At 34.9% G+C, this 11,667-nt stretch carries 11 protein-coding genes; all 11 read right to left on the reverse strand.

Annotated features, from left to right (window positions below; genetic code table 11):
* Positions 1 to 272: 272 nt before the first annotated feature.
* Complete coding sequence (locus tag NSQ89_RS17390) at positions 273 to 1,304, reverse strand: zinc-binding dehydrogenase (RefSeq protein ID WP_341132949.1); 1,032 nt, start codon at positions 1,302 to 1,304, stop codon at positions 273 to 275.
* On the reverse strand, positions 1,305 to 2,357 hold the full coding sequence (locus NSQ89_RS17395; protein ID WP_047943925.1) for a galactitol-1-phosphate 5-dehydrogenase: 1,053 nt from the start codon (positions 2,355 to 2,357) through the stop codon (positions 1,305 to 1,307).
* A 95-nt stretch (positions 2,358 to 2,452) separates the two neighbouring features.
* The gene (locus NSQ89_RS17400) at positions 2,453 to 3,730 is read right to left on the reverse strand and encodes a PTS galactitol transporter subunit IIC (protein ID WP_341132950.1); all 1,278 of its coding nucleotides are present in this window, start codon (positions 3,728 to 3,730) and stop codon (positions 2,453 to 2,455) included.
* A 102-nt stretch (positions 3,731 to 3,832) separates the two neighbouring features.
* Positions 3,833 to 4,114, reverse strand: a complete 282-nt coding sequence (locus NSQ89_RS17405; RefSeq protein ID WP_047943943.1) for a PTS sugar transporter subunit IIB — start codon at positions 4,112 to 4,114, stop codon at positions 3,833 to 3,835.
* 46 nt (positions 4,115 to 4,160) lie between these two features.
* Entirely contained in the window at positions 4,161 to 4,460 is a 300-nt protein-coding gene (locus tag NSQ89_RS17410; protein ID WP_047943923.1) for a PTS sugar transporter subunit IIB, read from the reverse strand.
* A 15-nt stretch (positions 4,461 to 4,475) separates the two neighbouring features.
* A complete protein-coding gene (locus NSQ89_RS17415) occupies positions 4,476 to 4,943 on the reverse strand; it encodes a PTS sugar transporter subunit IIA (protein ID WP_047943922.1) in 468 nt (155 codons plus the stop codon).
* Between the two features lie 27 nt (positions 4,944 to 4,970).
* Positions 4,971 to 7,025 carry a BglG family transcription antiterminator gene (locus tag NSQ89_RS17420; protein WP_336044401.1) on the reverse strand — a complete coding sequence of 685 codons (2,055 nt, stop codon included), beginning with the start codon at positions 7,023 to 7,025 and terminating at the stop codon, positions 4,971 to 4,973.
* A 392-nt stretch (positions 7,026 to 7,417) separates the two neighbouring features.
* On the reverse strand, positions 7,418 to 9,433 hold the full coding sequence (gene tkt / locus NSQ89_RS17425; protein WP_061800415.1) for a transketolase: 2,016 nt from the start codon (positions 9,431 to 9,433) through the stop codon (positions 7,418 to 7,420).
* A 75-nt stretch (positions 9,434 to 9,508) separates the two neighbouring features.
* Positions 9,509 to 10,372: a 6-phosphofructokinase gene (locus NSQ89_RS17430; protein ID WP_235844536.1), complete on the reverse strand. Its 864-nt coding sequence runs from the start codon at positions 10,370 to 10,372 to the stop codon at positions 9,509 to 9,511.
* Between the two features lie 237 nt (positions 10,373 to 10,609).
* The gene (gene rpiB, locus NSQ89_RS17435) at positions 10,610 to 11,056 is read right to left on the reverse strand and encodes a ribose 5-phosphate isomerase B (protein WP_341132951.1); all 447 of its coding nucleotides are present in this window, start codon (positions 11,054 to 11,056) and stop codon (positions 10,610 to 10,612) included.
* A 329-nt stretch (positions 11,057 to 11,385) separates the two neighbouring features.
* Positions 11,386 to 11,601: a DUF3923 family protein gene (locus tag NSQ89_RS17440; protein ID WP_053215769.1), complete on the reverse strand. Its 216-nt coding sequence runs from the start codon at positions 11,599 to 11,601 to the stop codon at positions 11,386 to 11,388.
* Between the last annotated feature and the right edge of the window lie 66 nt (positions 11,602 to 11,667).

Consider the following 11,667-nt stretch of genomic DNA (forward strand, 5'->3'; position numbering starts at 1 on the left):
AATCGGGAAAAAACGTATTATTTCCTTCCAGGAAGAACCAAATAATAGAATCTATCATGAAACAATCAACTCTCATGCCCATTACATTTTGTTAGTTCCTTTTTGGCATGTTCATTTTATCACATAAACCCTAGTTATCTGTATACGTTTTCATCTTCAATATTGTTATTTCTTTTGTGCCATCTAGTGATGAAAGATAATTAATAATAAAGTAAATAGATAAAAATACCCCGCTTTATGATGTAAGTGGAGTATTCTTATCTGACAGCTGCTTAAGATTCAATTAAAACTTTTATCTCATCACCAGCCATTACTTTTTCAAAACCAGTGCGCCATTCAGCGAGTGATACGATCTTTGTAATCATTTTATCTGTATCGATTTTTCCATCCTCTAGTAATTTCAGTGCAATATCCCAAGAACTAGGTTTTTGAGAACGACAGCCGATATAGTTAATTTCGCGTTGAATAATGGACTCTTGATCGATTTCATTTGCTTTCTTTGCAAATAATCCTACTTGAACGAATGTTCCTTTTTTCTTTGTTAGTGCAAGACCTTGGTTTACAGCTGGAACCGCTCCCGAACAATCGAATACTTTATCCGCACCATAGCCATCCGTATATTGGTAAACCATTTCGTTCAAATCTTCTTTTAAAAGATCCACGACAACATCTATTCCTAATTCCTTTGCAAGATCTAATCGCTTTCTATCTTTTGTAATGCCAGCCAATATAACGAAGGCGCCTTGTGCTTTTACTACTTGACTTAATAACAATCCAATGGGACCAGGACCAAATACTAAAACAGTATCGTTTTCTGCAATCATTGTTTTTTCTAACGCAGCATGAACACAACAAGCTAATGGTTCTGTTAAAGCAGCTGCTTCTAAACTAACCTTTTCGTTTAATACATGTATGCTCTCTTCCCTAGCAATCACATATTCTGCCATACTACCATTTACTTGTGTACCAAGACCTGTTCTATTTGGACAAAGATTATAGTCCTTTTCTTGACAATAGATACATTCTCCGCAAGTTGTAAAGGTCGTTTCACTTGTTACTCGATCTCCGACTTTTACTCTTGTAACATCTTTGCCGACCTCCACTACTACACCAGAAAACTCATGTCCTAATACTACTGGAGTATTTTTACTATTGTATTCTCCTTTAAAGGTGTGAATATCTGATCCACAAATCCCTGTGTATGCAACTTTTATTTTTACTTTATCGTCATATGCAGAAGGCTCATCGATTTCGATTAGCTCCATTTCATCATAACCAGATTTTAATTTTGTTACAGCTTTCATTTAATTCTCACTCCCATTTGGTAAAATTAACACTTTTCCATAGTTCTCCTCACGATTAATAATTAGATTAAAAGCCGCTTGAGTATCTTCTAAAGAAAATCTATGAGAAATTAAATCTTTTAACTTAATTTGTCCCTTTTGTAAAAATGAAATGCTTTTTGTCCATTCTTCACCAGGGAAAGGAGCTGAATAGGAATTCCAAAATCCCTTTAAGGTTAACTCTCTTCTAAAAATATTTTCGAATGCTTTCTGTGATAAAGTTACATCAGAATATGCAATGCCTAAATATCCGATCTTTCCCTTCTTACGTGTAATCAATAAACATTGTTCTTGTGTAATTTTTGAACCTGCACATTCTAAAGCTATATCTACACCAAGGCCATTGGTATATTCTTCGATTTTTTGATATAAGTCTTCTTTTTTTGCATTAATAGTTTTTTCACAGCCAAATGCTCTTGCTTCTGCTAACTTTTCATCGGAAATATCAATAGCTATTATTTCTTTAACCCCGGCTATTTTTAACCACTGAATAACGAGCATACCAATTGTTCCTGCACCAAAAACTGCTACTACATCACCTAAATGCGGCTTAATATTTAATACTCCATGTAAAGCAACTGCCAGTGGTTCAATCATTGCTGCCTCTTCAAAATCCATTTCGCCAATTGATAAAATATTCTTAGCAGGAACATTACAATACTCTGCAAATCCTCCATAAGATTTTGATCCTATCATTCCATGATTTTCACACAATGAAAATTGTCCCTTTAGACAATATTCACATTCGTTACAAGGTATAAAAGGAATGACAACAACTCTTTCACCAACTTTCACATTTGTAACCTTAGATCCAATTTCAGTAACAATTCCTGAAAATTCATGTCCCATTATTGCTGGTAATGGATATTTCCAAACACTTGTCATTTTATGTGTATCAGATCCGCAGATACCAGCAGCCATTACTTTGACCTTAACTTCTGTGGCATTACAAGATTCTAACTCTATATCTTCATAAATTATTTTGTTTTCAGCGTGGAGAACTGCTGCTTTCATCGTTTAAACCTCCATTCATTATTTTCATTTCAAAATAAAAGCAGACGCACCAGCCTAATTGCTTAAATCATCTGCTTTTATTCATTAAGTTCTAATTATTTTCCAAACAAAAAGGCAACCGCTTCAGAGAATTTTAATATTAACCAGTTAAATAAGTTACCTCCTAGATCTAAACTAGAAATTTTGGTAGCACCCTCAGGTAAAGTAAATTGTGCACCAGAAATCATCTGAGTATGAACCTCCGCAAAATTAGTAGCCATATATAGTGATAACGCTACCATTACGATTCCAGCTAAAACAGAGTGAATGATATTTCCTTTACGAGATCCTACAACAAACGCAATATAAAATGGAATTGTCGCTAAATCACCAAATGGCAGCACTTTATTACCTGGTAAGATTACAGCTAAAAACAATGTAATTGGAACTAAAATAAGTGCAGTTGCCATCACTGATGGATGTCCTACAGATACTGCAGCATCCAATCCTATATAAATCTCTCTATCACCATATCTCTTTTGCAAAAACGACCGTGCTGACTCTGAAATTGGTATTAAACCTTCCATTAAGATCTTAACCATACGCGGCATCAATAACATTACTGCTCCCATTGAAATACCTGTTTGTAATATTTTTCCGATATCATAACCAGCAAGTAATCCAATAAGTGCACCAAGGATTATTCCCATCATCATTGGTTCACCAAAAATTCCAAAACGCTTTTGAATGGTTTCAGGGTCTGCATTTAATTTATTTATTCCGGGAATTTTTGCGATAGCCCAGCCTACTAATATACCAATTGGTCCGAAAGCCGCTGTAGAACCAGTTGGTAATGAAATTCCATCAAGCCCATAAAATTTTTGAACCATAGGAGCCGTTTTATCAGCAACAAACAGTACTGCATATTGATAAATAATTGCACATAAAATTGCAAACCACCAACTATCTGTTACAATATAGCCAGTTGCACCAGCTGCAATAAAGTGCCAGTAGTTCCAAATATCAATATCCAAAGTTTTTGTCATCTTTGTTAATAAGAAAAAGATGTTTGCAAATAAACAAATCGGAATTAAAATTGCTGCAACAGGTGATGCCCAAGATAGAGCTGCTGCTGAAGGCCACCCTGTATCAATAACTGTTAGATTTAATCCAAAACGCTCAACCATCTGCTGTGCAGCTGGTCCAAGAGTACTAACAAGCAAATCAATAACTAAGTTAATCCCTACAAATCCAATCCCAATAGTTATTCCCGCTTTTAATGCCTTTTTAAAGCCTGTCTTAAATGCAAGACCCAATAGAATGATAGCAATAGGTAAAATTACAGTTGGTCCAAGATTTAGTACATACTGAACGCCATCTAATAGCTTTTGCATATTTTTCCCTCTTTTCTTTTGTTATATATTAGAATTAATTACTGTTTATTGTTATATAACAACAAACAGTAATTTCACCCAAATTCACTTAACTTCTTTTCATTATTGCAAGTGATCAAGTATTTTTTTATCTAAACTTTCCATTCCAATTCCAGTGATATAAGCCGTAGCTATAATTGCTGGTATCTGATAAGTTGTAGGAAGAATAGTAGTTGAAACGATAATATCTGCCTCACTTTGTTTTGAAGCTACTTCTGCTATTTTACATTGAATAACTTCTGCATTAATATTGTTATCCTTCACCAAATTCTCCACTCGATTACAAACTACAGTTGAAGTTGCGATACCTGCTCCACATGCTACTAAAATTTTATATTTTTTCATTTTTAAAATCCCCTTCCATTCTTTTAACTTATTAATTGGCTTGTATTTAGATTGTTTTGTTTGTTTTTTCAAAATAACTTAGAATCTCTTTATCTAGTTTTTCTATACCTAACCCACTAATATAAGCAGTAGCACTGATTGCTGGGACTTTATATTTTGTCGGCAAGATAGTAGTTGATATAATTAAAAACGCATCATCTTGTAAAGATGCCACTTCTGCTATTTTACATTGAACAAGCTCTACCTTTAGATTTTCTCGTCTAAATAATTCTTCTAAATGATCTAAAACAACTGTTGATGTAGCAATCCCTGCACCACATGCCACAAGTACTATTGGCTTGTTCAATCTACTCACCACCTTTCATAAAATTTTAATGCTTTCAAATAATGCTGTTATATCAGATTTATCCTTTGCATGAATAAGCTTTTCAAGATGCTCTTCTACTTGGATGACTTGCATTAATTCCTGAAGAACTTCAATTTGGCTATGTGGCTGATTTAAGCCAAGCATTAATACAGCTTGCACCTCCGTTGTTTTTGTATTATCTTCCATTAAATGAAAGGATACTGGTTTTTCTAAAACAGAAACGGCGATAAATTGCTCCACTACATGTTCCGGATCTGTATGAGGGATAGCGATACTATAATTATTGACACTGAGCCCTGTTGGGAAGATCGATTCTCTCTCCTTAATTTTCGGTAGAAATGTTTCTTTTACAAACCCCTGCTTGTATGCCTTTTCGAACATTGCGTTGAAAAGCTCATCTTGATTTTCTACCTTTAATCCGACGTTTATTAAGCTTTCTTTAATAAATGAAGCAACTGCCATTTTAAACTCCTCCACTTTCACTTAACTTTAAGAATATTTTTTAATGATTTCATATATTTGATTGGAATCATTACTGTTTTTTAAATTGCTGATATCTTCTTCATTTTTCGATAAACTCATCAGCTGTCTTAATGCATAAAGATGTTTATGCTTATCTGTAGATGCCAGTACCACGATAAAATGCACGCAAATATTATCATTAAATGGGATACCTTCTTCTATTTTTAATAAGCTCATGCCAACTTTATTTACACCATCTTCTGGACCTGCATGAGGAATGGCTATCACGTTTCTTAGTAAGATATGCTGGACCATTGTAGGATACTGTTTCACCATTTCTGCAATATAATTTTCTGTGATGCTGCCATTATTCAACAGCTTTTCTGCTGCAAGTTGGATTCCTTGCTGCCAACCTTCTATTCTTTTCACCACGGTAATCATATCTGGTGCTAAGAGAGAGGAAAGGGATAAATCTGTCTTCGCTATTGATTCTTGTGAATCAATAGTTGTTGTAATAGAGAAATGTTCTTGTAAGGTACTGCGCAAAGACTCTTTATCTTTTATTGAAGCATATTTCTCAATTTTCCCCATTAACTGTTCAATGTTGATCACACTAGTATTTAAGTCAAATATTTCTCTTAATACTCGTTGTCTAAGCTGAACTTTTTCAAAATCTGTTAATATGCGATTAATGACAAATTGCTTTGTATCCGTTTGTAAAGGTACTGGTGAAAAAATAATATCCACTTGGTAATTAAGTTGTTGAAATTCCCGAATAGATAAAGCTTGATAAAAGTAAAATTCAGGGAATAACTCACGTAATGTGCTTTCCATTAGGCGTGATATAGATACACCATTTGGACAAACAACTACCGCTTTCTTCTTCTTCTGGATTGTTTCTCCTGAGCTGATTAAATGGCCGCCAATGAAGATGGTGATGAACATTAATTCGCTTTCTGGTATGGGACAGCCGATATATTCTTCTACAGGAGAAATCGAATCCTTTACAATAAAATGAATCGTTTCAAATTCTTCGCTTACTTTTTCCATCATCGTGTAATTCGTCGTTAAATTATATTTCATTCGATAATAAGCAGGCTTCATATGAAGAACCAATCTTTCAAGTAATGCCGCTTTATCTTTGAAGGTTATACACGCTTTATATTCAAAAGTATGAAGAAAGTGTTCCAAGGTCCTCGTCAGCTCTGGTATTTGATGATCAGCTAAAAACTGGGCTGATAATATCTTGGATGTAAGCAGCTGCAAGGTTAAAAACAGATGCTCTTCTTTCGGAATAGATTTCATGTCTTTAATTAAGATTTCTGCAGCAATAAATTCTTTCGTATCAGACAAGGCTCGATAATCAATATGGTAAAAATCTTGAATTACTTTCCCTTGTTGAATACGCTTTAGTATGACTGCTAAAATATATGGCAAAAGATTAATTCGTTCATCAATAAACTGAAGGTGTAAACTGCTTTCGACTTCTGCAAGTCTTTCTTTTATCGTTGTCAGATTGTCTTTTGATATATCAATAAACTTTTGAATATAAACTTCGCCATTATAAATCGATAAGATATTTTCCAATACTTCCACTAATAATTTTCGGACATCCCATTCCTTTCCTTTTAATTCATATCCTTTCATTCTTGAATAACTAACCTCAAGTTCGTATGGCTCAATCATTTGCTGAACATTTTTCATATCACGAAGGACCGTATTTTTACTTACACCTAATGCGGTAGTAAAATGCAGTAGGGAAAGCTCTTCACTGCTACTAATAATATATAATAGAATAAATTGAGCTCTTTCCGTTTCAGATGGAATATAATGTTTATCTACTTGTTCGTCTGTCTTTTCAGCAAATAATTCCATAATGACTGGGCTAATAATGAATTTTCCGCCATTTGTTCTTTTGATAGCTGGATAATTATTCGATTCAAGCCAATCATTAATCTTCTGAAAACTGTAACTAACTTGCCTTCTAGATAACTGAAATTTTTTCTCTAGCTTTATGTTAGAAGTATCCGGATTGCTCAATACTTCCTTTAATAAGATATTACTTCTTTCGTCAAGATACATTATCTATCACCTCTTAACTTGATTTCATTGTAGCATGTAAAAATAAGATATTGTATCCGTTTTCATTTCCATTACTAGTTTGTGAATTGTGTCACTAAGTGATTAACTTGCACAAATCCCAATCTATTCTCCTTCTTTCCTAAAGACAAACTTGTTGCCAAGATTAATCTGATTATGTATGTACAGCATAAAGCATATTTCTTTATTGTGACTGTATTTAACTACTTTTGCTACTTAAACTAATGATAAAGTTGACACCGATTCCTAAGACAAAATTTAACTATTCTATTTTTTCTTTGGTGCCTACTTCTTTTTCTTTGTACAAAAAAGAAGCTAATAACCATCTCACATGGTTATTAGCTTCTGCCCTTTTCACCTAGAACTTTCGGATATTATTTTGCTTTTGCGATAGATGATTTTACTTTTGCTACCACATTCTCAACAGTAAATCCATACTCTTGGAATAGTTTATCTGCTGGAGCAGATGCCCCGAAATGATCAATTGTAATGTGCTCTCCTTTAGAACCGATGTATTCTCTCCAGCCTAGAGATGCACCAGCCTCAATTGCAACACGTGCTTGAACACTTTCTGGCAATACACTTTCTTTATATTCAGGAGATTGTTTTTCAAAACGATCCCAGCTTGGCATACTTACTACATTTACAGAAATTCCTTCTTCTGCTAAAGCTGCTTGTGCCTTGATTGCAAGAGATACTTCGGAACCAGATGCTAAGATTAAGGCCTGTGCAGCTTCTTTACCAGCTGCAACTGTATAAGCACCTTTTTTCACACCTTCATATGCTTCTGCTTTTGTTAAATCTAATGTTGGTAAGTTTTGACGAGTCAACACTAGGGCTGTTGGAGTATCTGTGCTTTCAATTGCCAGTTGCCATGCAGCAGCTGTTTCTTTGGCATCTGCTGGACGAATGATAGAAAGCCCTGGCATTGCACGTAAGGAAGCAAGTTGTTCAACAGGTTCATGTGTTGGACCATCTTCCCCAACTGCAATACTATCATGTGTAAATACATATGTTACTGGTAATTTCATTAATGCTGCTAAGCGGATTGCTGGGCGTAAATAATCAGAGAACACGAAGAATGTTGCGCCAAATACTTTTACTCCACCATGCAGTGCTAATCCGTTTAATGCCGCACCCATTGCAAATTCACGTACACCAAACCAGATATTTCTGCCGGCATATCCATCGATGGCAAAGTTTTTCTCACTAGTCATTAATGTTTTGTTCGAACCAGCAAGGTCTGCAGAACCACCGAAGAAAGCAGGAACCGCACTAGCAATTGCTTGAATTGTTTTACCAGAAGAATCTCTTGTCGCCATAGAATCTCCAGCATTAAATTCAGGTAATTTTTCTTGTAAATCAGCAGGTAGTTCTCCTTTAATAGCTGTTTCTAATTGAGTAGCTAATTCTGGATATGCTGCTTTATAATTTTCATAAAGCTCATTCCAAGCTTTCTCTTTTTCTGCACCTTCTTGTGCTAATGCCGCATAATGCTCCGATACTTCTGCTGGAACGTGGAATGCTTCTTCATATGCCCAACCATATGTTTGTTTTGCTAATTGTGTTTCAGAAGCTCCAAGTGGTGCACCATGTGATGCAGATTTTCCGCCTTTATTCGGAGAACCATAGCCAATAACTGTTTTCACTTCAATTAATGTCGGTACATCTGATTTTTTCGCTTGAGCAATTGCCGCTTGAATTTCAGCTAAGTCATTGCCATCTTCTACACGAATAACTTCCCATCCATATGCTTCAAAGCGCTTTTGAACACTTTCAGAGAAAGAGAGATTTAAATCACCATCTAAAGAAATATCATTGGAATCATATAATACTACTAGTCTTCCTAATTTTAAATGACCTGCAAGAGACGCTGCTTCTGCAGATACGCCTTCCATTAAATCACCATCACCGCAAATGCTGTACGTATAATGGTCAACAACTGGATAATTTTCTTTATTATAGGTTTCTGCAAGATGTCTTTCTGCCATTGCCATCCCAACAGCCATCGCAATACCTTGTCCTAATGGACCAGTAGTAGCTTCCACACCTGGTGTGTGTCCAAATTCTGGATGTCCTGGAGTTTTGCTTCCCCATTGACGGAAGTTCTTTAAGTCATCTACAGTAACACCGTAATTGAAAAGGTGCAGCAAGCTATATAGAAGCATAGAACCATGTCCAGCTGATAAAACGAAACGGTCACGGTTGAACCAGTTAGGATTAGCAGGATTATGATTCATTTCCTTAGCCCATAATGTATAAGCCATTGGCGCTGCCCCCATTGGCATTCCTGGGTGACCAGAATTAGATTTTTCAATTGCATCAATGGATAAAGTACGGATTGTGTTAATAGCTAATTGTTCGATATCTGTTTTTACTTGATTACTCATTTTCCTCATCCTTTTTTGATTTATTTAATGCTAACCCTAAATTAGTAAAAGAATTTATTCATTTTGGCTTAGCGTTTATTTAAATTGAATTCCATCCTTTTGAACGGTGAGTTCACCTGTTAAACAATTATTTTTTATCCATCGCAAGATTTCATCCGCAAGTTCATTTGCAAGGATTCGATCGATGGCTGTTGGGTTTACTCCCATACATAGTGCTTCGTCAATTTCTGTATATTTCCAATCTACCTCTAGCTTACTAATAACTGAATTTTCAATTACCTCTTGTAAAGCTTGGCTATATATTAGAACATTAGAAGTTTTAGTATATGTATAGCTTTTCTTTATCGCATCACATAAAGTGGTAATTTCTTCTTCCTCGTAATCTACTGCTAAATAGTTACCATCCACCGCAAGAGAGATATCCTGCAGCATATTAGTCGATGGGTTCCCCTCTATTGAAAAACCAAATAATCTTGGCTTATCATATTTAAGAGAATGAATGGTATCTTGCACCTTTAACACATTCTGAGTAATACTGTTAAGTGCGGTATCATATCCTAGAGTCCAATCATTTCCTTTAATATTATTGTAAATGGAAACTGGGACAAATAATGTACGCAGCGCTTCTTTATCGGCTATAGAAGTCTGCCATATTTCTTTTGCCTGCGCATCTCCCAATACAACAGTCATATCCATCGGAGCAAGTGTTTGTTCCCATTGATTATTTACTGGTGCAGCGCTTACCTTTAAGATAGTATGGCTTAAGTATGGTGAATCACTCACTTCTTTTATCTCCGTATAATTGACTTCACCGGACCCTCTATCTATTTCCATTCCAAATAGTTGATGCTTAGAAGATAACTCCTCATATAATCGATGAAGAATTTGCTTTACTCCCGAAGGCAAACAACCTAAGACAATTACACCAACCTTCAACACCTTACCCCCTAACCTTTACAAGCTATAAGTAACTAATAATATACAGAAAAAAAGTACATACTTTTTGAAGAAAAAGGACTAATTTTCCCTTTTCTTCTCCATGATATATTTTTCCAAAACCATTATAGCATACAACTTCCCAAGAATAAACCATACATATTTAGTATAACCTATTAATAGTACGTACAAGTTATAATATGTTTCATTTAACAAATTCGAGGTTAATTTGTCCTACTATTAACGATAATATGATTCTAATTCTTTAATTCCACTGATACGCTTTTCATGTCTGCCGCCTAGAAATTCTGCATTTAACCAGGTATCTACTATTAGACACGCTAATCCTTCCCCAGTCACTCTTTCTCCTAAACAAAGGATATTACTATCATTATGCTCTCTTGTTGCCTTTGCTGAGAAGACATCACCAACAACCGCTGCACGAATTCCAGTGATTTTATTGGCAGCAATACTCATGCCTATTCCTGTTCCACAGCATAAAATACCTAGTTGGTTTTCACCATTCACAATTGATTCACCAACACTTTTTGCATAATCCGGAAAATCCACACTTTCTCTACTATAGCAACCAAAATCTTCTACTTCCATCCCCGCATTATGAAGATGGGCTTTTACTGCTTCTTTTAACTGATATCCACCATGATCACTGGCTATTGCAATTTTCATAAACTCATCCTTTCTAGATAAGATGGTTCTATTTCAGATGTATTCTAACATAAAAACTACTATTTGTATTCGGTTGCATGTGAAAACTTTATTAATTTTCAGCCACAAACTAATGGGAATAAGATCTATACCTAAACAATTCCCAGATCATATAGAAATTTGTGTGATAACATACTTTAGTCAACCCAATGTATTTAGTAATATTTAAAAACAAACAAAGAACGATGAATTTTAAAATTCTCTCGTTCTTTGTTTGGATGTTTTCTTGTGAACTAAATATATTAGTTTACAAGAAAGCATTACAGTTATTTATTCATAGGATAGCTGAACTAGGAATGTCTTGTTCTTTTACGAATAAAATAAAACCAGATTAATTGGACTATAAGGATAAATACAAATGGAACAGCCAAAATTATAAATGTAATAATTCTGATTTCAGGAGTTTGCACAGCCCCCGATCCATCTATTTGCCTTGTTGCGATGATAATCGATAGTATTGAAAAAACGACTACCCAAAAAACATTTGCAATCCACCAGAGTTTCACCTTTTTTCTCCTTCCTCCATTACTATTTTCTGCACAAATTGTATTACGGTAATTCGAGAGAAAGGT

It is taken from the genome of Niallia sp. FSL R7-0648 (genome assembly GCF_038007005.1).
GTDB lineage: Bacteria > Bacillota > Bacilli > Bacillales > Cytobacillaceae > Niallia > Niallia circulans.

Excerpts from the sequence above, each read along its gene's own strand:
- NSQ89_RS17420 (WP_336044401.1), bottom strand. The coding sequence starts at position 7,025 with ATGTATCTTGACGAAAGAAGTAATATCTTATTAAAGGAAGTATTGAGC.
- NSQ89_RS17390 (WP_341132949.1), bottom strand. The coding sequence starts at position 1,304 with ATGAAAGCTGTAACAAAATTAAAATCTGGTTATGATGAAATGGAGCTA.
- NSQ89_RS17415 (WP_047943922.1), bottom strand. The coding sequence starts at position 4,943 with ATGGCAGTTGCTTCATTTATTAAAGAAAGCTTAATAAACGTCGGATTA.
- NSQ89_RS17405 (WP_047943943.1), bottom strand. The coding sequence starts at position 4,114 with ATGAAAAAATATAAAATTTTAGTAGCATGTGGAGCAGGTATCGCAACT.
- NSQ89_RS17400 (WP_341132950.1), bottom strand. The coding sequence starts at position 3,730 with ATGCAAAAGCTATTAGATGGCGTTCAGTATGTACTAAATCTTGGACCA.
- tkt (WP_061800415.1), bottom strand. The coding sequence starts at position 9,433 with ATGAGTAATCAAGTAAAAACAGATATCGAACAATTAGCTATTAACACA.
- rpiB (WP_341132951.1), bottom strand. The coding sequence starts at position 11,056 with ATGAAAATTGCAATAGCCAGTGATCATGGTGGATATCAGTTAAAAGAA.
- NSQ89_RS17395 (WP_047943925.1), bottom strand. The coding sequence starts at position 2,357 with ATGAAAGCAGCAGTTCTCCACGCTGAAAACAAAATAATTTATGAAGAT.